Annotated in this window: 21 protein-coding genes; 10 read left to right on the forward strand and 11 right to left on the reverse strand. The window is 51.1% G+C overall.

Translation table 11 applies throughout. From position 1 onward, the window contains the following. Nucleotides 1-72 precede the first annotated feature (72 nt). Nucleotides 73-1,275, reverse strand: a complete 1,203-nt coding sequence (gene pncB / locus D9741_RS11705; protein ID WP_130215769.1) for a nicotinate phosphoribosyltransferase — start codon at nucleotides 1,273-1,275, stop codon at nucleotides 73-75. Nucleotides 1,276-1,540: 265 nt separating this feature from the next. Between pncB and pepN the strand changes: the two genes are divergently transcribed. After that, on the forward strand, nucleotides 1,541-4,153 hold the full coding sequence (pepN, locus tag D9741_RS11710) for an aminopeptidase N (protein WP_130215771.1): 2,613 nt from the start codon (nucleotides 1,541-1,543) through the stop codon (nucleotides 4,151-4,153). Nucleotides 4,154-4,441: 288 nt separating this feature from the next. On the opposite strand, the gene ssuB is transcribed toward pepN, so the two are convergent. From ssuB to ssuE, 5 genes are read right to left on the reverse strand one after another with little or no spacing between them, the layout of a single operon-like run. Further along, a complete protein-coding gene (ssuB, locus tag D9741_RS11715) occupies nucleotides 4,442-5,209 on the reverse strand; it encodes an aliphatic sulfonates ABC transporter ATP-binding protein (RefSeq protein WP_130215773.1) in 768 nt (255 codons plus the stop codon). Next, nucleotides 5,206-5,997, reverse strand: coding sequence for an aliphatic sulfonate ABC transporter permease SsuC (ssuC, locus tag D9741_RS11720; protein ID WP_130216133.1), 792 nt, complete (start codon nucleotides 5,995-5,997; stop codon nucleotides 5,206-5,208). Before ssuC ends, ssuB begins: the two co-directional genes overlap by 4 nt. 11 nt (nucleotides 5,998-6,008) lie before the next feature. Then, a complete protein-coding gene (ssuD, locus tag D9741_RS11725) occupies nucleotides 6,009-7,154 on the reverse strand; it encodes an FMNH2-dependent alkanesulfonate monooxygenase (RefSeq protein WP_130215775.1) in 1,146 nt (381 codons plus the stop codon). Continuing rightward, on the reverse strand, nucleotides 7,151-8,110 hold the full coding sequence (ssuA, locus tag D9741_RS11730) for an aliphatic sulfonate ABC transporter substrate-binding protein SsuA (protein WP_130215777.1): 960 nt from the start codon (nucleotides 8,108-8,110) through the stop codon (nucleotides 7,151-7,153). Before ssuA ends, ssuD begins: the two co-directional genes overlap by 4 nt. Further along, nucleotides 8,103-8,678: an NADPH-dependent FMN reductase gene (gene ssuE / locus D9741_RS11735; RefSeq protein ID WP_130215779.1), complete on the reverse strand. Its 576-nt coding sequence runs from the start codon at nucleotides 8,676-8,678 to the stop codon at nucleotides 8,103-8,105. Before ssuE ends, ssuA begins: the two co-directional genes overlap by 8 nt. Nucleotides 8,679-8,914: 236 nt before the next feature. Between ssuE and pyrD the strand changes: the two genes are divergently transcribed. Both pyrD and zapC read left to right on the forward strand, forming a co-directional pair. Then, nucleotides 8,915-9,925, forward strand: coding sequence for a quinone-dependent dihydroorotate dehydrogenase (gene pyrD, locus D9741_RS11745; protein WP_130205367.1), 1,011 nt, complete (start codon nucleotides 8,915-8,917; stop codon nucleotides 9,923-9,925). Nucleotides 9,926-10,097: 172 nt separating this feature from the next. Then, complete coding sequence (gene zapC / locus D9741_RS11750) at nucleotides 10,098-10,640, forward strand: cell division protein ZapC (RefSeq protein ID WP_064528385.1); 543 nt, start codon at nucleotides 10,098-10,100, stop codon at nucleotides 10,638-10,640. Here zapC and ycbX read toward each other — a convergent pair. Next, on the reverse strand, nucleotides 10,637-11,746 hold the full coding sequence (ycbX, locus tag D9741_RS11755; protein ID WP_130215781.1) for a 6-N-hydroxylaminopurine resistance protein YcbX: 1,110 nt from the start codon (nucleotides 11,744-11,746) through the stop codon (nucleotides 10,637-10,639). The genes zapC and ycbX overlap by 4 nt on opposite strands. Before the next feature lie 242 nt (nucleotides 11,747-11,988). On the opposite strand from ycbX, the gene rlmKL reads away from it, so the two are divergent. The 6 genes from rlmKL to rmf all read left to right on the forward strand — a co-directional run bounded on the left by rlmKL (nucleotide 11,989) and on the right by rmf (nucleotide 20,102). Then, the gene (rlmKL, locus tag D9741_RS11760) at nucleotides 11,989-14,097 is read left to right on the forward strand and encodes a bifunctional 23S rRNA (guanine(2069)-N(7))-methyltransferase RlmK/23S rRNA (guanine(2445)-N(2))-methyltransferase RlmL (RefSeq protein ID WP_064528388.1); all 2,109 of its coding nucleotides are present in this window, start codon (nucleotides 11,989-11,991) and stop codon (nucleotides 14,095-14,097) included. Between the two features lie 11 nt (nucleotides 14,098-14,108). Beyond that, on the forward strand, nucleotides 14,109-16,016 hold the full coding sequence (locus D9741_RS11765; protein WP_130215783.1) for an ABC transporter ATP-binding protein: 1,908 nt from the start codon (nucleotides 14,109-14,111) through the stop codon (nucleotides 16,014-16,016). Nucleotides 16,017-16,220: 204 nt separating this feature from the next. Beyond that, nucleotides 16,221-17,474: a membrane integrity-associated transporter subunit PqiA gene (gene pqiA, locus D9741_RS11770; RefSeq protein WP_130215785.1), complete on the forward strand. Its 1,254-nt coding sequence runs from the start codon at nucleotides 16,221-16,223 to the stop codon at nucleotides 17,472-17,474. A gap of 4 nt (nucleotides 17,475-17,478) precedes the next feature. Beyond that, the gene (gene pqiB, locus D9741_RS11775) at nucleotides 17,479-19,119 is read left to right on the forward strand and encodes an intermembrane transport protein PqiB (protein WP_130205377.1); all 1,641 of its coding nucleotides are present in this window, start codon (nucleotides 17,479-17,481) and stop codon (nucleotides 19,117-19,119) included. Then, the gene (pqiC, locus tag D9741_RS11780; RefSeq protein WP_130215787.1) at nucleotides 19,116-19,679 is read left to right on the forward strand and encodes a membrane integrity-associated transporter subunit PqiC; all 564 of its coding nucleotides are present in this window, start codon (nucleotides 19,116-19,118) and stop codon (nucleotides 19,677-19,679) included. The genes pqiB and pqiC overlap by 4 nt, the downstream gene beginning before the upstream one ends. A 255-nt stretch (nucleotides 19,680-19,934) precedes the next feature. Then, nucleotides 19,935-20,102, forward strand: a complete 168-nt coding sequence (gene rmf, locus D9741_RS11785) for a ribosome modulation factor (RefSeq protein WP_000828648.1) — start codon at nucleotides 19,935-19,937, stop codon at nucleotides 20,100-20,102. A 69-nt stretch (nucleotides 20,103-20,171) separates the two neighbouring features. On the opposite strand, the gene fabA is transcribed toward rmf, so the two are convergent. Then, nucleotides 20,172-20,690, reverse strand: coding sequence for a bifunctional 3-hydroxydecanoyl-ACP dehydratase/trans-2-decenoyl-ACP isomerase (fabA, locus tag D9741_RS11790; protein ID WP_000227926.1), 519 nt, complete (start codon nucleotides 20,688-20,690; stop codon nucleotides 20,172-20,174). A gap of 68 nt (nucleotides 20,691-20,758) precedes the next feature. Then, nucleotides 20,759-22,519, reverse strand: coding sequence for a Lon protease family protein (locus D9741_RS11795; RefSeq protein WP_130215789.1), 1,761 nt, complete (start codon nucleotides 22,517-22,519; stop codon nucleotides 20,759-20,761). Between the two features lie 185 nt (nucleotides 22,520-22,704). Between D9741_RS11795 and matP the strand changes: the two genes are divergently transcribed. Beyond that, entirely contained in the window at nucleotides 22,705-23,157 is a 453-nt protein-coding gene (matP, locus tag D9741_RS11800; RefSeq protein WP_064528401.1) for a macrodomain Ter protein MatP, read from the forward strand. A gap of 74 nt (nucleotides 23,158-23,231) precedes the next feature. Here the strand turns inward: matP and ompA are convergent, their stop codons facing one another. Next, nucleotides 23,232-24,284 carry a porin OmpA gene (gene ompA, locus D9741_RS11805; RefSeq protein ID WP_064528817.1) on the reverse strand — a complete coding sequence of 351 codons (1,053 nt, stop codon included), beginning with the start codon at nucleotides 24,282-24,284 and terminating at the stop codon, nucleotides 23,232-23,234. 356 nt (nucleotides 24,285-24,640) lie between these two features. Continuing rightward, on the reverse strand, nucleotides 24,641-25,150 hold the full coding sequence (sulA, locus tag D9741_RS11810) for an SOS-induced cell division inhibitor SulA (protein WP_064528402.1): 510 nt from the start codon (nucleotides 25,148-25,150) through the stop codon (nucleotides 24,641-24,643). Nucleotides 25,151-25,261: the final 111 nt, after the last annotated feature.

Below are 25,261 nucleotides of genomic sequence, written 5' to 3' on the forward strand. Positions count from 1 at the left end.
GAATTCGCAGATGGGACAAAAGATTTCGGAATAAAAGGCAAAAAAGGGAGCCGTTATGGCTCCCTGATGATATTAACTGGCTTTTTTAATGTGCGGAAGGTCGAATGCTTTACGTAGCGCGCGGACAAACGCTTTGTCATGGCAGATAGTTTTGCCAGGGCTGTCAGAAAGTTTCGCCACCGGTTTACCGTTACACTCCACCAGTTTAATCACGATATTCAGGGGTTTTACCTGAGGAATATCACAAGTCAGGCGTGTGCCAATGCCAAAACTTAATTGCACGCGAGAAGAGAAGTGGCGATAAAGCTCAACCGCGTTAGGTAAATCCAGATTGTCGGAGAAAACCAGTATTTTGCTTTGCGGATCAATCCCCAGTTTCTCATAATGTGCAATCGCTTTTTCGCCCCATTCTACCGGGTCGCCAGAGTCATGACGCAAGCCCTGATAGCGGCTGGCAAACTCCACGCCGAAATCACGTAAGAATGCATCCATCGTAATACAGTCGGTTAACGCAATCCCCAGTTGATCGGGATACTCTTCCAGCCAGGCAGCAAGTGCAGCTCGCTGGCTGTTGGCAAGGTCCGGGCTGATTTGCTGATGTGCCTGGAACCATTCGTGTGCCTGGGTTCCCATCGGCGTGAGGGAAAGTCGACGCGCCAGATCGTAATTACTGGTGCCAACGAACCACTTTTCCTGTTGTAGGCGTTTAACGATGGTTTCTTGTACTTCGCGAGAAAAACGGCGGCGAGTGCCAAAATCCATCAGATGGAAGCGCGACATATCAAGGTCGGCGGTTAACGCCGAGAAGTTGACTAATTTGCTTTCCAGTGTGTCGAGGGCTTGCGCAACGTCGGCCTGCGGTGAGCGATAGCGATGTACCAGTTCACTAATGACCGCCAGCAAAGGAACTTCCCATAGGATGACTTCACGCCACGGACCGCTTAAACGAATATCCAGCTTACCGTTATCGTTGCTAACAGTGACCTGTTCCGGATTAAAGCGGAATTCACGCAGCCAGTCGAGATAGTCGGCTTTAAAAAAAGGTAGGGCAGAGAGCCACTGATATTCATCATCCCGCAGGCACAAGTTTTCCATCGCCTGAACCTGTTCACGAATAGCATCGGCATAAATACCCAGCAGATCGTCACCACGGCAACGAAATTCCGCCGCGACATGCACATCATAGTAGTGATGAAACACGGCTTGCTGCATATGCAACTTATAAGCATCTGTATCCAGCAACGAGTGCAGAACAGGAGAAGCGAATTGTGTCATAGGTGCGCAGTAGCGTCCTCTTACGGGAGCGTTTAGTACAATAAACATCTTAGGAAACTGCTGGAGTATACCTTGTTTCGCAATTTATTGAACCCCGATCACACCATATGCCACCTTTATGGTCGATAGCGTTGCGCTGTGTATGTTATACAAATGTAGCAATAAAAGCGTTTGTACCTGAAAAGATGAAGATTCTGCGTAGCGAGATTTACGCAACAGGAATAGACTGAACACCAGACTCTATAAAAGATGCTAAAGGTTATTTATGACTCAACAGCCACAAGCCAAATACCGTCACGATTATCGTGCGCCGGATTACCAGATTACTGATATTGACTTGACCTTTGACCTGGACGCGCAAAAGACGGTAGTTACCGCAGTCAGCCAGGCTGTCCGTCACGGTGCATCAGATGCACCGCTTCGTCTTGATGGCGAAGATCTTAAACTGGTTTCTATTCATATTAATGATGAGCCATGGACCGCCTGGAAAGAAGAAGAGGGCGCACTGGTCATCAGTAATTTACCGGAGTGTTTTACGCTCAAGATTGTTAATGAAATTAGTCCGGCAGCGAATACCGCGCTGGAAGGACTTTATCAGTCAGGCGATGCGCTTTGCACCCAGTGTGAAGCCGAAGGTTTCCGCCATATTACGTATTATCTTGACCGCCCGGACGTGCTGGCGCGTTTTACCACCAAAATTATTGCCGATAAAACCAAATATCCATTCCTGCTTTCCAACGGTAACCGCGTTGCGCAAGGCGAGCTGGAAGATGGACGTCACTGGGTGCAGTGGCAGGATCCGTTCCCGAAACCGTGCTACCTGTTTGCGCTGGTGGCAGGCGACTTTGATGTACTGCGCGACACCTTCACCACGCGTTCTGGTCGCGAAGTAGCGCTGGAACTGTATGTCGATCGCGGCAACCTTGATCGCGCTCCGTGGGCGATGACCTCGCTGAAAAACTCCATGAAGTGGGATGAAGAACGCTTCGGCCTGGAGTATGACCTCGACATCTATATGGTCGTCGCGGTCGATTTCTTCAATATGGGCGCAATGGAGAATAAAGGTCTGAATATCTTTAACTCCAAGTATGTACTGGCGCGCACCGACACCGCCACCGACAAAGATTACCTCGATATTGAACGCGTTATTGGTCACGAGTATTTCCACAACTGGACCGGTAACCGTGTGACCTGCCGCGACTGGTTCCAGCTCAGCCTGAAAGAAGGTTTAACCGTCTTCCGCGATCAGGAATTCAGCTCTGACCTCGGCTCCCGCGCGGTAAACCGTATCAATAATGTGCGCACCATGCGCGGATTGCAGTTTGCGGAAGATGCCAGCCCGATGGCGCACCCAATCCGCCCGGATATGGTCATTGAGATGAACAACTTCTACACCCTGACCGTTTACGAGAAGGGCGCGGAAGTGATTCGTATGATCCACACCCTGCTGGGCGAAGAAAACTTCCAGAAAGGGATGCAGCTCTATTTCGAGCGCCATGATGGCAGTGCAGCGACCTGTGACGACTTTGTTCAGGCAATGGAAGATGCGTCGAATGTCGATCTCTCCCATTTCCGCCGTTGGTACAGCCAGTCCGGCACGCCAGTTGTGACCGTCAAAGACGACTACAATCCGGAAACTGAGCAGTACACCCTGACCATCAGCCAGCGCACGCCAGCCACACCGGATCAGGCAGAAAAACAGCCGCTGCATATTCCGTTTGCCATCGAACTGTATGATAACGAAGGCAAAGTGATCCCGTTGCAGAAAGGCGGTCATCCGGTCAATTCCGTGCTGAACGTCACTCAGGCAGAACAGACCTTTGTCTTTGATAATGTCTACTTCCAGCCGGTGCCTGCGCTGCTGTGCGAATTCTCTGCGCCAGTGAAACTGGAATATAAGTGGAGCGATCAGCAACTGACCTTCCTGATGCGTCATGCGCGTAATGATTTTTCCCGCTGGGATGCGGCGCAAAGCCTGCTGGCGACCTACATCAAGCTGAACGTCGCCCGTCATCAGCAAGGACAGCCGCTGTCTCTGCCGGTGCATGTGGCTGATGCTTTCCGCGCGGTGCTACTCGATGAGAAGATTGACCCGGCACTGGCGGCAGAAATCCTCACGCTGCCATCCGTCAATGAAATGGCGGAACTGTTCGATATCATTGATCCGATTGCCATTGCCGAAGTGCGCGAAGCACTCACCCGTACTCTGGCGACTGAACTGGCGGATGAGCTGCTGGCAATCTATAACGCGAATTACCAGAGCGAGTATCGCGTTGAGCATGAAGATATTGCGAAACGCACTCTGCGTAATGCCTGCCTGCGCTTCCTCGCTTTTGGTGAAACGCATCTGGCTGATGTGCTGGTGAGCAAGCAGTTCCACGAAGCGAACAATATGACCGATGCGCTGGCGGCGCTCTCTGCGGCGGTTGCTGCGCAGTTGCCATGCCGTGACAAGTTGATGCAGGAATATGACGATAAGTGGCATCAGGACGGTCTGGTGATGGATAAATGGTTTATCCTGCAAGCCACCAGCCCGGCGGCGAATGTGCTGGAGACGGTGCGTGGCCTGTTGCAGCATCGCTCATTTACCATGAGTAACCCGAACCGTATTCGTTCGTTGATTGGCGCGTTTGCGGGCAGCAACCCGGCAGCGTTCCATGCCGAAGATGGCAGCGGTTACCAGTTCCTGGTGGAAATGCTTACCGACCTGAACAGCCGTAACCCGCAGGTGGCTTCACGTCTGATTGAGCCGTTGATTCGCCTGAAACGTTACGATGCCAAACGTCAGGAGAAAATGCGCGCGGCGCTGGAGCAGTTAAAAGGGCTGGAAAATCTCTCTGGCGATCTGTACGAGAAGATAACTAAAGCTCTGGCTTGATACAAATATGCCTGATGCGACGCTGACGCGTCTTATCAGGCCTACAAGCCCGTTGAAACTGCTGGTTTTGTGCGCCGCATCCGGCAACCGTGTCCAACTGCCTGATGCGACGCTTGACGCGTCTTATCAGGCCTGCAAGCCCGTTGAAATTGCTGGTTTTGTAGGCCGGAAAAGGCGTTCACGCCGCATCCGGCAACCGTGTCCAACTGCCTGATGCGACGCTTGCCGCGTCTTATCAGGCCTACAAGTCCGTTGAAACTGCTGGTTTTGTGCGCCGCATCCGGCATATTAACCTTGACGCCGAATCGGTTGTTCAGAATTCCCACGATGCATCACCCGCTGCAACACTTCCGCTTCCAGCTCCGCTAATCGCACTGATCCTAACCGGCGCGGACGGGGGATATCCACCGTCAAATCCAGACCAATTTTTCCTTCTTCAATTAACAGCACCCGGTCAGCCATCGCCACCGCTTCGCTCACATCATGCGTCACCAACAGTACGGTAAAGCCGTGCTCCTGCCAAAGTGACACAATCAAATCCTGCATCTCGAGTCGCGTTAAGGCGTCCAGCGCACCGAGTGGTTCATCAAGCAACAATAAACCCGGTCGATGAATCAGCGCCCTTGCCAGCGCCACTCGCTGTTTCTGCCCGCCTGAAAGTGCGGCAGGCCATTCCCCGGCACGATTCTCCAGTCCTACCGCAGCCAACGCCCGACGCGCGGCATCGCGCCACTGACCTTTAAGGCCTAACCCAACGTTATCAATCACCGATTTCCATGGCAGCAGACGCGCATCCTGAAACATCATTCGCGTATCATCCTGAATCTCAGCCAGCGGTGTTGTGCCTGCCAGCACATCGCCTGCGGTTGGCGTTTCCAGCCCGGCCATTAGTCGCAGCAGGGTACTTTTACCGCCGCCGCTGCGGCCCACCACCGCCACAAACTGACCTGCCGGAATATGTAAATCCAGTTGGTTCAGGACGATATTTTCCGCGTAATATTTGCTTACTGCATTGAGCAACAATGGTGTGCCCTGGTTCAGACGAGCCGTATTCATACCGTGGCCTCCTTCAGATGATAAGCCGGGTTCCAGCGCAACCAGAGGCGCTCTAACAGCTGCGCGCTGACGTCAGCAAGTTTGCCGAGTAGGGCGTAGAGAATAATGGCAACCACCACCACGTCCGTTTGCAAAAACTCCCGCGCATTCATCGCCAGATAACCAATACCGGAATTGGCCGAAATGGTTTCGGCAACTATCAGCGTCAGCCACATCAGACCCAACGCAAAACGCACGCCGACCATAATTGAGGGTAGGGCGCCAGGCAGGATCACATGGATAAACAGCGGTAATCCGGATAAGCCATAGCTACGCGCCATTTCCACCAGCCCGCGATCGATATTACGGATGCCGTGCCAGGTGTTGATATAAATGGGGAATAGCGTACCGAGCGCCACCAGAAATATTTTTGCGGATTCATCAATGCCAAACCACAAAATCACCAGCGGGATCAGCGCCAGATGCGGCACGTTGCGCAACATCTGAATGGAGGTATCCAGCAGCCTTTCTCCCCAGCGCGACAGCCCGCTAATCAGCCCCAGAATCAAGCCCAGCGATCCGCCAATTGAAAAGCCAATCAGCGCCCGCCAGGAGCTGATCGCCAGATGCTGCCACAGTTCGCCGCTGGTGGAGAGCGTCCAGAACGCCATCATCACCCCTTCCGGTGAGGGCAAAATACGCGTCGACAGCCAGCCAACTGACGAGGCCAGTTGCCACACCGCCACGATGCCCACCGGTAAAAACCAGGGGGCAACGCGCAATAACCACTTCTTCACTGGCGTTGCCATCATCGTGTTCCTTAGCTTTGCGCGACTTTACGGGGGATAAAATCATTCGCCACTGCTTCGCCTTGCGGATTCAGCGGTTGTGGCTGGGGAATTTCCGGGACGGCGACATCCAGATGCGGGAACAGCAACTCGCCAACCCGATACGCTTCTTCCAGATGCGGGTAGCCCGAAAGCACAAAACTGTCGATGCCAAGCGCGGCGTATTCGTTGATTCGCGCAGCGACCGTCGGACCATCGCCCACCAGCGCCGTCCCGGCACCACCGCGTACTAAGCCAACGCCCGCCCATAAATTGGGGCTGATCTCCAGATTGTCGCGCTTGCCGTTATGTAACGCCGCCATTCGCTGTTGTCCTACGGAATCCGTCCGAGCGAATGCGGCCTGTGCTTTGGCGATAGTTTCATCATCAAGATGCGAGATTAGCCGCTCGGCGGCCTGCCACGCTTCGTCGTTAGTTTCACGAACAATCACATGCAGACGAATACCGAAACGAATTTTGCGTCCATGCGCGGCAGCTTTCGCACGCACTTGTTCGATTTTCACTTTAACCAGTTCCGGCGGTTCTCCCCAGGTGAGATAAAGATCAACCTGTTCGGCGGCCAGATCCTGGGCGATGTCTGACGATCCACCAAAGTAAAGCGGGGGGTAGGGCTGTTGAATTGGTGGAAAGAGCAGTTTGGCTCCGCGTACATGAATATGTTTGCCGTTGAAATCGACGGTTTCGCCCAGCAATAAACGTCGCCAGACCTGGGTAAATTCCGCCGAAGCTTCGTAACGCTCGCTATGGTCGAGGAATACGCCGTCGCCTGCCAACTCTTGTGGATCGCTGCCTGTGACCAGGTTAAACAACGCGCGTCCGTTAGAGAGACGATCAAGCGTGGCGGCCTGGCGAGCGGCAACGGTAGGTGAGGTTACGCTGGGGCGCAGGGCGACAAGAAACTTCAGCCGCTGCGTCACCGGGATCATCGACGCCGCCACCAGCCACGCATCTTCACACGATCGCCCCGTTGGAATTAGCACACCGGTATAGCCCAGACGATCCGCCGCTTGCGCAATTTGTTGCAGATAACCATGATCAACCGGGCGTGAACCTTCTTCCGTTCCCAGATAATGCCCGTCACCGTGGGTCGGTAAAAACCAGAACATATTCAGACTCATAATTGTTTTCCTTCCAGTTGCGTGGGCTGCCAGATGCGCTGGCGAATATCGACTTTTTTCGGCACCAGACGGTTTTCATAAAACAGATCTGCCGTTTGCTGCTGTAAGGCGGCAACCTCGGCGTTAACCGGTTTGATGGTGGTGGGAGGACGATGATCCAGATACGAGGCAATTACCGGAGCCGGTAAGCCCATTGTTTTTGCCAGTAAAGCGATGCTTTGCTCGCGCTGGCTGCGGGTTAATGAATCGGCCTCACTAAAGGTTGTGAGCACACCCTGAATAAAGGTGCCGTTTTTTTCTGCATAGGGACGAGCTGCCAGATAAAACGATCCGGTTTGATTGAGACTAGTGCCATCTTTCAACACCCGCACGCCGCCCTGTAATAACGCGGCGGAGTAGTAGGGATCCCAGATAGCCCAGGCGTCGACGTTACCTTGCTGGAACGCGGCGCGGGCATCGGCGGGCGTCAGGTAAGTGGGCTGGATATCGGTGAATTTAAGCCCGGCCTGTTGCAGGGCGCGCAGTAAAAGGTTGTGCGAACTGGAACCTTTCTGAAAGGCAACTTTGTGGCCTTTAAGATCGGCTACGGTTTTGATCGGACTGTTTTCTGGAACCAGAATCACTTCGGCTTTTGGCTTCGGCGGCTCGACGCCCACGTATACCAAATCAGCCCCGGCGGCCTGAGCAAAGATGGGTGGAATATCCCCCGTACTGCCGAGATCAATACTGCCAACGTTTAACGCCTCCAGCATTTGCGGACCTGCGGGAAACTCCACCCACGAGATTTTTGTTTGCGGATAGCGTTTTTCCAGTAACTGGTGGCTTTTTGCCAGCACCATACCAATGCTACCTTTCTGGTAGCCAATATGTAACGCTTCTGGAGTCGACTCCGTAGCAACTGCAAGTGTTGAGACGCTAAGTAATCCCGCCAGCGCCAGTTTAATGATGTTACGCATGGGCATTACCTCGCAGAGAATGAAGGTCAGGAACCTGAACATCACGGCGGTGCAGCGCCTGCCAGAAGGTTTCCAGCGCGGTATCAAGACGGGTTTGCAGATTTGGCGTGAACAGGGGTTTGTGCTGGTAATCAATCACCTGCGAGTCATCGGCAAACACGCCGTGCAGGATCTCCTGGGCTTTCAGCGCGCTTAAAACTGGTTTAAGGGCGTAATCGACCGCCAGCAGATGAGCCACCGTGCCGCCCGTCGCCAGTGGCAGTACCACTTTGCTTTGCAAAGCGCGTTCTGGCAGTAGGTCGAGCAGGGTTTTCAGCGCGCCAGAATAGGCGGCTTTATACACAGGTGTAGCGACTATCAGTCCATCGGCCTGTTGCAGCTGTTCGGTGAAGGTCTTGAGTGCCGGACTATCGAAACGGGCATAGAGCAGATCTTCCGGGGCGAAGTTTTGCAGATTCCAGTGATAAACCTCAACATCCAGGCCATTCAGTTTTTCCCGCGCATATTCCAGTAAGGAACTGGAGCGAGAAGGAAAGCGAGGACTACCCGCCAGGGTGATGACACGCATACTCTCTCCTTATAACCAATTGTTCTTGTTTTGTTAACATTGATAACAATTCGGTCAGTCTGACAGAGGGCGTTCGTGAGTCGAAATGATTTATCTGAAGAAGGAAAGCCAAAAAAAGCATAAAAAAGGCGCAACAAGAAAACGTTTGCTATTTATTGCCGCAGGTCAATTCCCTTTTGCTGCGAACTCGCACATAATACGCCCCCGGTTTGCACACCGGGAATCCAGGAGAGTTCATGTACTACCCCTTCGTTCGTAAAGCCCTTTTCCAGCTCGATCCAGAGCGCGCACACGAGTTTACTTTTCAGCAATTACGCCGCATCACCGGAACACCCTTTGAAGCGCTTGTTCGGCAAAATGTTCCAGCGAAGCCGGTTAACTGTATGGGACTGACCTTTAAAAACCCGCTTGGCCTGGCTGCCGGTCTTGATAAAGACGGGGAGTGTATTGATGCCCTTGGTGCAATGGGATTTGGATCGATCGAGATCGGTACTGTCACCCCGCGTCCACAACCAGGAAACGACAAACCGCGTCTTTTTCGCCTGGTCGATGCTGAAGGTTTAATAAACCGTATGGGCTTTAATAACCTCGGCGTTGATAACCTTGTAGAGAACGTTAAAAAAGCCCACTACGACGGTGTTCTGGGAATCAATATCGGCAAAAATAAAGATACGCCGGTTGAGCAAGGCAAAGATGACTATCTGATTTGTATGGAAAAAATCTATGCCTATGCAGGATATATTGCCATCAATATTTCATCACCAAATACCCCGGGATTACGCACTCTGCAATATGGCGAAGCACTGGATGATTTATTAACGGCAATTAAAAATAAACAAAATGATCTGCAAGCGCACCACCATAAATATGTACCAATAGCAGTGAAGATCGCGCCGGATCTTTCTGAAGAAGAGTTGATCCAGGTTGCCGATAGTTTAGTTCGCCATAATATTGATGGCGTCATTGCAACTAATACGACACTCGATCGTTCTTTGGTTCAGGGGATGAAAAATTGTGATCAAACCGGTGGCTTAAGTGGTCGTCCTTTACAATTAAAAAGTACGGAAATTATTCGTCGCTTGTCGCAGGAATTAAACGGTCGCTTACCGATTATTGGTGTTGGTGGTATTGACTCGGTAATTGCTGCTCGCGAGAAGATAGCTGCAGGGGCTTCTTTGGTGCAAATTTATTCCGGTTTTATTTTTAAAGGTCCGCCGCTGATTAAAGAAATCGTTAACCATATCTAATTATTTCTTTCATTTTCTCTTTATAAGATAATCAGGGCTTTATTTTCAGCCCTGGTTGTTTTATATTCATTGCTGTTACTTATTTAGACATTTTGTACTTTTTTGTTGAGGTTATTAAGCGAAGCGACAATGGAATATGTTGCAGTGGATTTATAGGGTAGAGGAGAAGCATATGCGAATTAAACCAGACGATAACTGGCGTTGGTATTATGATGAAGAGCATGATCGAATGATGCTTGATTTAGCCAATGGCATGCTATTTCGCTCACGTTTTGCGCGCAAGATGTTGACACCAGATGCCTTTTCTCCAGCGGGATTCTGCGTTGATGACGCCGCGCTCTATTTCTCGTTTGAAGAAAAATGCCGCGACCTTAACTTATCAAAAGAACAAAAAGCTGAACTGGTGCTTAATGCGCTGGTGGCAGTTCGTTATCTCAAACCGCAAATGCCGAAAAGCTGGCATTTTGTTTCTCATGGTGAAATGTGGTCGCCAGTGCCGGGTGATGCAGCCTGTGTCTGGTTAAGCGATACCAATGAACAAGTCAGCCTGCTGGTTGTTGAATCTGGCGAAAATGCCGCGCTGTGTCTCCTTGCGCAGCCTTGTGTTGTCATCGCTGGTCGCGCCATGCAACTGGGTGACGCCATCAAAATTATGAATGACAGACTGAAACCTCATATGAGTTATGACAGCTTCAGCCTTGAACAGGCCGTTTAACCTTTCAGTTTCAATGCAGTCTTCGGTACACAACTACAGCAAAGAATTGTCCCGTCGTCGCTCATAGCTGATTTTTTCAGCGGGGTGACTTCGCCTTCCAGAAGCTGAACCCGACAACTTCCGCATATGCCCGCGCGGCAAGAATAGGGGATCCGAATCCCTTGATTTTCTAATTGCTCCAACAAAACCTGTTGATTATTACCGCGAAATGCCAGTCCTTGCCAGTCGATATCTACATTTGCATCCATTTGCTGCGTTGTCGGGAGAGTATCGTCTGCGGCTGCCGCGCCGTAGATTTTCGCCGGTGCAGTTGCAAGAATTTCCACTGCATCACCAACACGAACAACGCCACTATTGCGGGCAATTAAATTCTGACCAAAATCGACATCGCCATTATCCTGGGCAGTGCGGAATGATTGCAGCGTTTTTAACGGTTCGCCTGCCGGATGCTTTTGTCCTTTTTCCGGGCTGACAGTGGTGAAAATACAGCGGCTGCAGGGCTTTACCACGTCAAACACCACATCGCCAATGCGAATCACTTTCCAGGTATCTTCTTCCCAGGCTGCCGCGCCGGAAACCACCAGATTGGGGCGAAATTGCTCCATTTTTACACTTGCCGGGCAGCGTTGCTGCACATCACGCAGTGAGGCTTCATTAGCGAGCAGATACGGATAGCCATCAGCAAACGACAAGGGTACAGTGTTATGGCGTTTTACGCGCCGTGTCATCTGCGGTCCTACCCAGCGCAGTTGCACTTCACGGGAGAAAAAGCCGCTTAACCATTTGTTGATCTCATCTGGCGCAATGCGTGCAGTAAAATGGTTACCCCACACTTCGGTTGGCGCGTCCTGCATAGCGAAATCAGCAAAACGGATGTATGCGCTGCTGCCATCTGGCGCGGTGAGATGTAAGCCGTCATGCACGGGCGAAGGGGTAAACCGCACCATTTGCGGAAACTGGCGGGCAGTAATAAACGTACCGTCAGGTTCTGTGACCATGAAGATGCGATCGAAGGCCAGACCGCTGACATCAGCCAGAGCATGTGTCAGACCGATGCCGCGCATCGATTTAACAGGATGAATAAAAAGCCGGGTTAATGTCGTCACAGTGCGGTCCTCAAATGAAAATAAGCCCTCAACTTTATGACATGACGCGCTTATTAGCTATAATGCGCAACAATTTTCTTAGTGCCTATCCCGTTAGGCTATTTTATTTGTCAGTTTAGCCTTGGGCAGTGCTCGAAATCCTCATGTACTGGTGTACGTTCCGGTTTCTCCGTGCTGTCCATGTCCAAACTGACTGCAACAATTACGCCTACTGCGGTAGGCCTTAGAGTAAAAGTGACGATATGAATTCTCTGTTTGCCAGTACGGCCCGTGGGCTGGAAGAGCTGTTAAAAACTGAACTCGAAAACCTGGGGGCCGTTGAATGCCAGGTGGTTCAGGGTGGGGTCCATTTCAAGGGCGACACGCGGCTTGTTTACCAGAGCCTGATGTGGAGTCGCCTGGCCTCGCGTATTATGTTGCCGCTGGGCGAGTGTAAGGTTTACAGTGACTTAGACCTTTATCTCGGCGTTCAGGCGATCAACTGGACAGAGATGTTTAATCCTGGCGCGACCTTTGCTGTCCACTTCAGCGGTCTGAATGACACCATCCGCAACAGCCAGTACGGCGCGATGAAAGTCAAAGATGCGATCGTTGATGCTTTCACCCGTAAGAATCTGCCGCGTCCGAATGTCGATCGCGATGCGCCGGATATCCGCGTGAACGTCTGGCTAAATAAAGAAACCGCCAGCATCGCTCTCGATTTAAGTGGTGATGGTTTGCATCTGCGCGGCTATCGTGATCGTGCAGGTATTGCGCCGATCAAAGAAACTCTGGCGGCGGCAATTGTGATGCGTTCCGGTTGGCAGCCAGGAACACCGCTGCTCGATCCAATGTGTGGTTCTGGTACGTTGTTGATTGAAGCGGCGATGCTGGCGACCGACCGCGCACCGGGCTTGCACCGCGGGCGTTGGGGCTTTAGCGGCTGGGCGCAACATGATGAAGCTATCTGGCAAGAAGTAAAAGCGGAAGCGCAAACCCGCGCCCGTAAAGGTCTGGCTGAGTACAACTCTCATTTCTACGGTTCCGACAGCGATGCGCGGGTGATTCAACGTGCGCGCACCAACGCCCGTCTTGCGGGGATTGGCGAACTGATCACTTTTGAAGTGAAAGATGTCGCGCAATTGACCAATCCGCTGCCGAAAGGGCCATACGGTACAGTGTTGAGTAACCCGCCTTACGGCGAACGTCTGGACAGCGAACCGGCGCTGATTGCGCTGCATAGCCTGCTGGGCCGAATCATGAAAAACCAGTTCGGCGGCTGGAATCTCTCTTTATTCAGTGCCTCGCCGGATCTGTTAAGTTGCCTGCAGTTGCGTGCAGACAAACAGTACAAAGCGAAAAACGGTCCATTAGACTGCGTGCAGAAAAATTACCACGTTGCCGAAAGCACTCCAGACAGCAAACCGGCAATGGTGGCAGAAGACTACGCCAACCGCCTGCGTAAGAACCTCAAAAAATTCGAGAAGTGGGCGCGTCAGGAAGGCATTGAATGCTACCGCCTGTACGACGCCGATCTACCGGAATACAACGTTGCCGTTGACCGCTACGCCGATTGGGTGGTGGTGCAGGAGTATGCGCCGCCGAAAACCATTGATGCGCACAAAGCGCGTCAACGTCTGTTCGATATTATCGCGGCGACCATTTCGGTACTCGGGATTGCGCCAAACAAACTGGTGCTGAAAACCCGTGAACGCCAGAAGGGCAAAAATCAGTACCAGAAACTGGGCGAGAAGGGCGAGTTTCTTGAAGTCACCGAATATAACGCTCACCTGTGGGTGAACCTGACGGATTATCTTGATACCGGTTTGTTCCTCGATCACCGTATCGCCCGTCGTATGCTCGGTCAGATGAGCAAAGGCAAAGATTTCCTCAACCTGTTCTCCTATACCGGGAGCGCCACCGTGCACGCGGGATTAGGCGGCGCGCGCAGCACCACGACGGTGGATATGTCGCGTACTTATCTGGAGTGGGCAGAACGCAACCTGCGTCTGAATGGCTTAACTGGCCGTGCGCATCGCCTGATTCAGGCCGACTGCCTGGCGTGGTTGCGTGAGGCTAATGAACAGTTCGATCTGATCTTTATCGATCCGCCAACCTTCTCTAACTCAAAACGAATGGAAGATGCGTTTGATGTTCAGCGCGATCATCTGGCGCTGATGAAAGATTTGAAACGTCTGCTGCGTGCAGGTGGGACGATCATGTTCTCGAACAACAAACGTGGTTTCCGTATGGATCTTGACGGACTGGCAAAACTGGGACTGAAAGCACAAGAAATTACGCAAAAAACGCTCTCCCAGGATTTCGCCCGTAACCGCCAGATCCACAACTGCTGGCTGATTACCGCAGCCTGAAAGGAATAGTAATGTCATTAATCAGTATGCATGGCGCATGGCTGTCGTTCAGCGACGCGCCGCTTCTCGATAACGCAGAACTGCATATCGAAGATAACGAACGTGTTTGTCTGGTGGGCCGTAACGGCGCAGGCAAATCGACGTTAATGAAAATCCTCAACCGTGAACAGGGGCTGGATGACGGTCGCATTATTTACGAGCAGGATCTGATCGTTGCGCGTTTGCAGCAGGATCCGCCGCGTAACGTTGAGGGTAGCGTTTATGATTTCGTTGCCGAAGGCATTGAAGAACAAGCGGAATACCTGAAACGCTATCACGATATTTCGCGCCTGGTGATGAACGACCCGAGCGAGAAGAATCTCAACGAACTGGCGAAGGTTCAGGAACAGTTGGATCACCACAACCTGTGGCAACTGGAAAACCGTATCAACGAAGTGCTGGCACAGCTGGGATTAGATCCTAACGTTGCGTTGTCGTCGCTTTCCGGCGGCTGGTTGCGTAAAGCCGCATTAGGGCGAGCGCTGGTGAGCAATCCGCGCGTGTTGCTGCTCGATGAACCGACTAACCACCTGGATATTGAAACCATAGACTGGCTGGAAGGTTTCCTGAAAACGTTCAACGGTACGATTATTTTCATCTCCCACGACCGTTCATTTATTCGCAATATGGCGACGCGTATTGTCGATCTCGATCGCGGCAAACTGGTCACCTATCCGGGTAATTACGACCAGTATTTGTTGGAAAAAGAAGAAGCCCTGCGCGTGGAAGAACTACAAAATGCCGAGTTCGATCGCAAACTGGCACAGGAAGAAGTGTGGATCCGTCAGGGGATCAAAGCGCGTCGTACCCGTAATGAAGGCCGCGTGCGTGCGCTGAAAGCAATGCGTCGCGAACGCGGTGAACGTCGCGAAGTTATGGGTACCGCAAAGATGCAGGTAGAAGAGGCCAGTCGCTCCGGTAAGATCGTTTTCGAAATGGAAGACGTTTGCTACCAGGTTGACGGTAAGCAACTGGTGAAAGATTTTTCTGCCCAGGTACTACGTGGCGATAAAATTGCCCTGATTGGCCCGAATGGCTGTGGCAAAACCACGCTGCTGAAACTGATGCTTGGTCAACTTCAGCCGGACAGCGGACGCATTCACGTCGGCACTAAACTGGAAGTCGCCTATTTTGACCAGCACCGTGCGGAACTCGATCCCGACAAAACGGTGATGGATAACCTTGCTGAAGGTAAGCAAGAGGTGATGGTTAATGGTAAACCGCGCCATGTACTGGGTTATTTACAGGACTTCCTGTTCCATCCGAAACGGGCGATGACGCCGGTGCGCGCGCTCTCTGGCGGGGAACGTAACCGTCTGCTTTTGGCGCGTCTGTTCCTGAAACCCAGTAACTTACTGATCCTCGACGAACCGACCAACGATCTCGATGTTGAAACGCTGGAACTGCTTGAAGAGCTGATCGACAGCTACCAGGGTACAGTATTGCTGGTTAGTCACGATCGTCAGTTTGTTGATAACACCGTAACAGAGTGCTGGATCTTCGAAGGTGGCGGCAAAATTGGCCGTTATGTCGGCGGTTATCACGACGCGCGCGGACAGCAAGAACAGTATGTGGCGTTAAAACAGCCTGCGGTGAAAAAAAACGAAGAAGTAGCTGCGCCGAAAGCAGAAACTGTAAAACGCAGCAGTAGCAAACTAAGCTATAAATTGCAGCGCGAATTAGAACAGCTACCGCAACTGCTTGAAGATTTGGAAGCAAAACTGGAAGCCTTACAGGCGCAGGTGGCAGATGCCTCTTTCTTCAGCCAGCCCCATGAGCATACGCAACAAGTGCTCGCTGATCTGACTGCCGCTGAACAGGAACTGGAGCAGGCTTTTGAACGTTGGGAGTATCTTGAAGCGTTAAAAAATGGTGGCTGATCGCTAATCAGTTAAGTGAAAAGAGAGACTGCTGACAACGGCCAAATTGTCTGATGCGCTACGCTTGTCTGGCCTGGGTGGAAACGTCAATTTATTGCGTTTCCACGAGCTCCCTGAGCGGATAATGCGGTAGTTCAGCATCCGGCATTAAAAGCGAGTGCTATGTCAGCATTCTGTAGAATAGCGCATCATTAAGGAGTACCAATGTGCGAACATCATCATGCCGCGAAGCACATCCTGTGCTCGCAGTGTGACATGCTGGTGGTTTTACCCCACCTTGAGCATGGTCAGAAGGCGGCATGTCCTCGGTGTGGCACAACGTTAACCGTTGCGTGGGATGCCCCTCGACAGCGTCCTACCGCTTATGCGTTGGCTGCACTGTTCATGCTGCTGCTGTCCAACCTGTTCCCTTTTGTCAATATGAACGTTGCAGGGGTAACCAGTGAGATTACGTTGCTGGAAATCCCGGGCGTACTGTTTTCCGAGGACTATGCCAGCCTTGGTACTTTTTTCCTGTTGTTTGTACAACTGGTCCCCGCGTTTTGCCTGATTACTATTTTACTGTTGGTTAATCGCGCGGAAATACCAGTTCGTTTAAAAGAACAACTGGGGCGGGTACTTTTTCAGCTCAAAACCTGGGGAATGGCGGAGATTTTCCTTGCCGGTGTGTTGGTCAGTTTTGTCAAACTGATGGCTTACGGCAGCATTGGCGTGGGCAGTAGTTTCATTCCCTGGTGTTTATTTTGTGTGCTGCAATTACGCGCCTTTCAGTGCGTTGATCGCCGCTGGTTATGGGATGATATTGCCCCGATGCCAGAGCTTCACCAGACGCTGAAACCGGGCATAACGGGAATACGCCAGGGGCTGCGCTCTTGCTCATGCTGTACGGCAATTCTTCCTGCCGATGATCCAGTGTGTCCGCGCTGTGGCACCAAAGGATATGTTCGACGCAAAAACAGTCTGCAATGGACGCTGGCACTGCTTTTTACGTCGATCATGTTATATCTCCCGGCGAACATCTTACCCATTATGGTGACCGATTTTTTAGGCTCTAAGATGCCGTCGACCATTCTCGCCGGGGTTATCTTATTATGGAGCGAAGGCTCTTATCCGGTTGCCGCCGTCATCTTTTTAGCCAGTATCATGGTGCCAACTTTAAAGATGATCGCCATAGCCTGGCTGTGCTGTGATGCGAAAGGGCACGGCAAGCGTGATAGTGAAAGAATGCATTTGATTTACGAAGTTGTTGAGTTTGTAGGCCGCTGGTCAATGATTGACGTTTTCGTGATAGCGGTGCTCTCGGCGCTGGTGCGTATGGGAGGCTTAATGAGTATTTATCCGGCAATGGGTGCATTAATGTTTGCTTTAGTCGTCATTATGACAATGTTTTCTGCGATGACGTTTGATCCACGTTTGTCGTGGGATCGTCAACCTGAACCAGAGCATGAGGAGTCCTGACAGTATGGAATCTAATAGTGGGGAAGCCAAAATCCAGAAAGTGAAGAACTGGTCCCCTGTGTGGATATTTCCCATCGTTACGGCACTCATCGGGGCCTGGGTACTTTTTTATCATTACAGTCATCAAGGGCCGGAAGTTACCCTGATCACTGCTAATGCGGAAGGAATAGAAGGCGGCAAGACTACCATTAAAAGTCGTAGCGTGGACGTCGGTGTGGTCGAAAGTGCCACGCTGGCTGATGATTTAACGCATGTTGAAATCAAAGCGCGTCTCAACGCCGGTATGGAAAAACTGCTGCACAAAGATACTGTTTTTTGGGTAGTGAAACCACAAATTGGTCGTGAAGGCATTAGTGGCCTTGGTACGTTGCTTTCCGGGGTGTATATCGAGTTGCAACCGGGGGCTGCAGGCAGCAAGCAAACAAAATATGATTTGCTTGATTCTCCACCGTTGGCCCCACCAGATGCCAAAGGGATCCGTGTCATTCTTGACAGCAACAAAGCTGGGCAACTCACGGCGGGAGATCCCGTGCTGTTTCGTGGTTATCGCGTAGGGTCGGTTGAAACCAGCACCTTCGATACCCAGAAGCGTAATATCAGCTATCAACTGTTCATCAATGCGCCTTATGACCGCCTGGTAACGAGCAACGTTCGCTTCTGGAAAGATAGCGGCATAGCGGTGGATCTGACCTCGGCGGGGATGCGCGTAGAGATGGGGTCATTGACGACGTTGCTAAGTGGTGGTGTCAGCTTTGACGTGCCTGAAGGGCTGGATTTGGGACAGCCGGTTGCGCCAAAAACGTCATTCGTTTTGTATGATGATCAGAAGAGTATCCAGGATTCACTGTATACAGATCACATTGATTATCTGATGTTCTTTAAAGATTCGGTACGTGGTCTGCAACCTGGCGCGCCAGTGGAATTCCGCGGTATTCGTCTCGGTACGGTAAGCAAAGTGCCATTCTTTGCGCCGAATATGCGTCAGGTCTTTAACGATGATTATCGCATTCCAGTCATGGTGCGTATTGAACCAGAACGACTGAAAATGCAGTTAGGTGAAAATGCTGATGTGGTAGAACACCTGGCCGAATTGCTGAAGCGCGGTTTACGCGGTTCACTGAAAACCGGGAATCTGGTCACGGGAGCGCTGTACGTCGATCTGGACTTCTATCCAAATGCTCCGGCAATTACCGGTGTGCGTGAGTTTAATGGCTATCAAATAATCCCGACCGTTAGCGGTGGTCTGGCGCAAATCCAGCAACGTCTGATGGAAGCGTTGGATAAGATTAACAAACTGCCGTTGAACCCGATGATTGAACAGGCGACCAGTACGCTGTCGGAAAGTCAGCGCACGATGAAAAACCTGCAGACTACGCTGGATAGTATGAACAAGATCCTTGCCAGTCAGTCGATGCAACAGTTGCCGACGGATATGCAGTCGACACTGCGCGAATTGAATCGTAGCATGCAGGGCTTCCAGCCGGGTTCCGCAGCTTATAACAAGATGGTTGCGGATATGCAGCGTCTTGATCAGGTATTGCGTGAACTGCAACCGGTTCTGAAAACGCTCAACGAGAAGAGCAACGCGCTGGTATTTGAAGCGAAGGATAAAAAAGATCCAGAGCCGAAGAGGGCGAAACAATGAAAAAGTGGCTAGTGACGATAGCGGCGCTGTGGCTGGTCGGATGTAGCTCCGGTGAAATTAACAAAAACTATTACCAATTACCTGTGGTGCAGAGCGGTACGCAAAGTACCGCCAGCCAGGGTAACCGCCTGCTATGGGTAGAGCAGGTCGTTGTTCCTGATTATCTGGCGGGGAATGGTGTGGTTTATCAAACCAGTGATGTGAAGTATGTGATTGCCAATAACAATCTGTGGGCCAGCCCGCTGGATCAACAGTTGCGCAATACTTTGGTCGCTAACCTGAGTGCGCAACTGCCCGGTTGGGTCGTAGCCTCCCAGCCTTTGGGAAGTACCCAGGACACGCTTAATGTGACTGTGACGGAGTTTAACGGCCGTTACGATGGTAAGGTGATTGTGAGTGGCGAATGGCTACTAAACCATCAGGGACAACTTATAAAACGTCCGTTCCGTGTGGAAGGGGTGCAGAATCAGGATGGCTACGATGAAATGGTCAAAGTGCTGGCCAGTGTCTGGAGTCAGGAAGCCGCTACTATTGCGCAAGAGATAAAGCGTCTACCTTAATTATAAAGATTTGTAAATATAACCGTCTCCGGCATGTAGCCTGAGGCGGTTTTTTTGTTTATAAGCCATGGGAAAACTTGTTCCGCTTCACATTTTTTGTACAACCGACATGCCCGTGTAGCTCACAAATATGGCAGTGGCGTGAATTTTGCGCATTGACGGCAGTTATGATTCGCGGTATTGCTTAACTGTGATTGCACATTTAGTAATCACTGTTTTCTTTTCCACCAGAAACCAGTATGAGGGAAACGAGGCATGAAGAGACAAAAACGAGATCGCCTGGAACGGGCACATCAACGTGGTTATCAGGCCGGCATCGCCGGACGCTCAAAAGAAATGTGTCCCTATCAGACGCTGAATCAAAGGTCACAATGGCTGGGAGGCTGGCGAGAAGCCATGGCGGACAGGGTAGTAATGGCCTGATTCTGTCTCTTTAAAAAGAAACCTCCGCATTGCGGAGGTTTCGCCTTTATATACTCTGTCTGATTAAAATCAGAATGCAGACGTATCCTGGAACAGACCCACTTTCAGGTCGTTGGCGGTATAGATCAAACGACCATCAACCAGCACTTCGCCATCCGCCAGGCCCATAATCAGACGACGGTTAACAATGCGTTTAAAGTGAATACGATAGGTCACTTTTTTCGCCGTCGGCAGCACCTGGCCTGTGAATTTCACTTCGCCAACGCCCAGGGCGCGGCCTTTACCTTCGCCGCCCAGCCAGCCGAGGTAGAACCCTACCAGCTGCCACATCGCGTCCAGGCCCAGGCAGCCCGGCATTACCGGATCGCCGATGAAGTGGCAACCGAAGAACCACAGATCCGGATTAATATCCAGCTCTGCTTCTACATACCCTTTGTCGAAGTTACCGCCCGTTTCAGTCATTTTGACCACACGGTCCATCATCAGCATGTTCGGTGCTGGCAATTGTGGGCCTTTAGCACCAAACAGTTCACCGCGACCAGAGGCAAGAAGGTCTTCTTTTGTATAGGATTCGCGTTTATCTACCATGTTCTCTGTAAGCCTTATTTTATTGAAGCACGCAGGATAGCTAACACGTGTACGCTGAACAAGTCCGATCAGTTCGGAATAAACCAGTTCAGCCAACGTAGTGGCCACGGAAAACGGTGACGCCCTTCCTGTTGCGATGCTTGCGCGATACGTTCCTGGATAGTTTGCATCAGCGTCGTCTGGCCTTCGCCATCCCACACCAGATTTAATAATAACGGCAGTGCATCAGTCACATCGTCCACTGCCCAAATGGTGAATTTGCCTTCCTCTACCGCCTTCACCAGTTCACTGTGAAGACTTAAATGGCGAACGTTAGCGCTGGGGATAATCACACCTTGCTTCCCACTTAACTCACGCTGCTGGCAGATAGCAAAGAAGCCCTCGATTTTCTCATTCAGACCGCCCACAGGCTGGGCGCGACCAAACTGATCCACTGAACCTGTAATGGCGATACTCTGATTCACCGGGACATCAGCAAGGGCGCTGATCAGAGCGCAGAGCTCGGCCATTGATGCGCTGTCACCATCCACTTCACTGTAAGATTGTTCAAAGGTCAGTGACGCCGAGAAAGGGATCTGTTGCTCAAGCTGAAGTTCCGACATCAAAAACGCCTGCATGATCATCATCCCTTTAGCGTGAATGTTGCCGCCAAGCTCCGCTTTGCGTTCGATGTCGGTGAATTCACCATCGCCAATATGCACAACGCAGCTAATGCGAGAAGGTTCGCCAAATGCGCGTGGATGGCCTGGAAATTCAATGACCGAAAGGGCGTTAATTTGCCCGATGCGTTCACCTTCGGTTTCAATCAGGATCTGCTCCTGAAGGATTTCATCCTGCATACGCTCGGCGAGGAAACCTTCGCGCCATTCCCGCTGCTGTAGCATTAAGTTTAGCTGCTCGCCAGAGAAGGTATCACCTTCGCACAATGAAGCGACCTCCTTACACTGGCGGAGGATCCACTGCGGACTAAGGGGCAGCGTTTCTTGCTCACCGGTATAGCGTACTGCTTCGCGGATAAGCACCGGCCAGGCGTCGGCATCTGGCGCTGGCAAGTGGTTAAGTCTGGCAATAAACGTCACCCAGCGACACCACTGGCGTACGGATTCGGCATCGACTATCTGCAGAGTATCTTCAAATTCGCTATAGATCGCTTGTTCAGACAGTTCTGGCTCCATCTCCTGGAAATCGGCCAATGAATCGCGTTCGCCTACCAGAATGACTTTCAGCTTCAATGGCATCGAAGGTACAGAGACGGGGAGAGGGCGCGACTCATCAAATGCTACCCAATCGAAGCGTTCGCGGTTGACGATGTTCTTCAGACGCATCCACAGCAATGGCTGGGCCAGCAGTGTACGCAAGGAGATAATCAAAATGCCGCCATTGGCCTGATGTACCAGTCCTGGCTGCAAGGTAATGTCGCCATTAAACTGGCGCAAACAGCCAAAAAGCTGTTCGGCTTCAGCCCAGTCAGCACTAACAACCTGGGTTAAGGTCGCAAAATTATCGTCAGTGCTAACTGCGTTCCGTAAGCGTATGGTGTGGCCGGAAATCTCATAGTGAGCGCCCATCAGTTGGCCTGCATCGCTTTGTAGCGTGCGTGCAGCATCGGCTATAAGATTCAGATAATCGGATTCTTCCGGCGCTTTTGCCAGTATAAAAGAGGATGATGCCCGCGCGTGCAGCAACTGCTCAAGCGCAAATTGCAGTCGCGGTTGAGTGTCACTGAATAAAGGATCGTTTTCGTCAATCAAATGTGGCTGTGCGAATACTTCCTGATAGCTTTCGGTATCAGGAATCAGGTCACGCCATGCAAGTTTCGTAATGGTCAAAGTCGATGTTTTTTAGTCTGTTGTCAAAGGCGCGATTATACCGTAACCGGCACTGCAGCACACGTAGAAAGCACCGACAAAAGTCCCGGCATGCGCGTTAAAGCTCACAGGACAGAGATTCTTTTCATCAAGCAGGTAAAAAGCTGATATTCTGTAAAGAGTTACACGGTAACATTGAGATCGCTATGAAATATCAACAACTTGAAAATCTTGAAAGTGGTTGGAAATGGAAATATCTGGTGAAGAAGCACCGTGAAGGTGAGTTGATCACCCGTTACATAGAGGCCAGTGCCGCCCAGGAAGCCGTCGATGTGTTGCTATCGCTGGAGAACGAACCTGTACTCGTAAATGGCTGGATTGAAAAACATATGAATCCAGAGCTGCTTAATCGCATGAAACAGACGATTCGGGCCAGACGAAAACGGCACTTTAATGCGGAGCATCAGCATACGCGCAAAAAATCTATCGATCTGGAATTTATTGTCTGGCAAAGGTTAGCAGGGCTTGCGCAACGTCGCGGCAAAACGCTATCCGAAACGATTGTCCAGCTGATTGAAGATGCGGAAAACAAAGAGAAGTATGCGAATAAAATGTCTTCTTTGAAGCAGGATTTGCAGGCATTACTTGGTAAGGAATAACTGGCGAAGGTCATTTACTTTACTACAGATGAAAAAAAACCCCGCAGTAGCGGGGTTTTTTATTAGACGAGAACTTAAGCCTGCGGCTGAGTTACAACGTCTTTGATGCCTTTAACTTCGATCTCTACGCGACGATCCGGAGCCAGGCAGTCGATCAGAGCAGCACGCTGTTTCACGTTGTCACAGGTGTTGCCAGTAACCGGGTTGGATTCGCCCATACCACGTGCGGAGATCTTGTCAGACGGGATACCTTTAGAGATCAGGTAATCAACGACGGACTGAGCACGACGCTCGGACAGACCCTGGTTGTAAGCGTCAGAACCGATGCGGTCAGTGTAACCCAGAACAACTACGGAACCGTCTTTCGGATCCAGGTTGCTCAGCTGGCTGTACAGCTGATCCAGAGCAGCCTGACCTTCCGGTTTCAGGGTTGCTTTGTTGAAGTTGAACAGAACGTCAGACTTCAGAGTGAAGTGCTTGGTCTGTACTTCTGGAGCCGGAGCCGGAGCCGGAGCAACTACTGGAGCTGCTTCGCCCTGACCGAAACGGTAGGAAACACCCAGGCTCAGCAGACCGTTGTCCGGACGAGTACCGATGGTGTTAGCGTCACCGATGTTGTTGGTCCACTGATATTCCAGACGGGTAGCGATTTCTGGAGTGATCGCGTACTCAACACCACCTGCGAATACCGGAGAAACGCCGGTGTCGTGGTCTTTAAAGGATGGGCCACCAGGTACGTTAGCCTTGGTGTCTGCGCGCCATACCATACCACCCAGACGAGTGTAGATGTCCAGATCGTCAGTGATTGGGTAACCCAGTTTAGCGGTCAGCTGAACGCCCTGAGCTTTGTATGCGCCGTTGATGTTGTCGCCTTTGTACGGCATACGACCTAACCAGTCGTAACCCATTTCAAAGCCAACATACGGGTTAACCTGGTAACCACCAAAAGCACCTGCACCCAGTTGGTTTTCGTGGGTCGGACCATTGTTAGGAATGAAACCAGTGTCATGGTACTGGGACCAGCCCAGTTTAGCACCAGTGTACCAGGTGTTATCTTTCGGAGCGGCCTGCGCTACGGTAGCGAAACCAGCCAGTGCCACTGCAATCGCGATAGCTGTCTTTTTCATTTTTTGCGCCTCGTTATCATCCAAAATACGCCATGAATATCTCCAACGAGATAACACGGTTAAATCCTTCACCGGGGGATCTGCTCAATTGTAACTCTGCCGATAAATTCGGCTTATGCCGAGCACCCCTGGCGATGTAAAGTCTACAACGTAGTTGAAAACTTACAAGTGTGAACTCCGTCAGGCATATGAAAAAAAAGACTTGTATAAGGTACGTTTAACCTTTTTTGTTAACGATACTTTACAGGATAAAATCGCGGAAACCGCTTCAGACAAGCCTCCACAAGTAAAATTAGTGACAAGTGAAAGCGTCTACGGGTTAACAAAAAAAGTTCCAGGATTAATCCTAAATTTACTTAATGATACAAATTTGAGTGAATTTTTAGCCCAGAAAGTTGTCTCGTGGCGTGAGAGTGTGTGCTTACTGGACGCATAATAAACCCCATTGCGTTACCTTCATTGGCGGCATCGACAAGATCAGCATGCTCTTCTTCTGTCAGATCGTCTGCCAACCAACCGATCACTACGCTGTAATTTCCCGTACGCAAAGCACGAACCATTGATTCCACGGTGTGACAAGGGGAAAGCTGGCTTATCTGCATCACCTTAGTTAAGGGTAGTCCCGCTGCCTGCACCCATTCACGACTTAGTTTTTGTTGCGGCGTTAACCAAAGTTGCCAACGCGATTGTTGGCCGAGTTGCTGTAATAATGGCAAAAGCAGGAGTTGCGTCATCATGGGCTGATCTTCGCGATAGACAACTTCACTAATTAGCCCGGCTGTAGTGTTTTCCGTAGAGACACGCGCAATTTTGCTTGCTGTGGAGGAGAACATCGAAGAACGATTTGCGTAGCCTGAAGTGTACATAATCAATCCAGCCCTGTGAGTTACTGTATGAATATACAGTACATCCAGTGACAACAAAGATCAACACAAATTTCGGAAAGAGCCTCGCAATTTTTGTCGTTGGTGACCTGA

The organism is Escherichia sp. E14V7, assembly GCF_004212225.1.
In the GTDB taxonomy this organism is placed as follows: Bacteria; Pseudomonadota; Gammaproteobacteria; order Enterobacterales; family Enterobacteriaceae; genus Escherichia.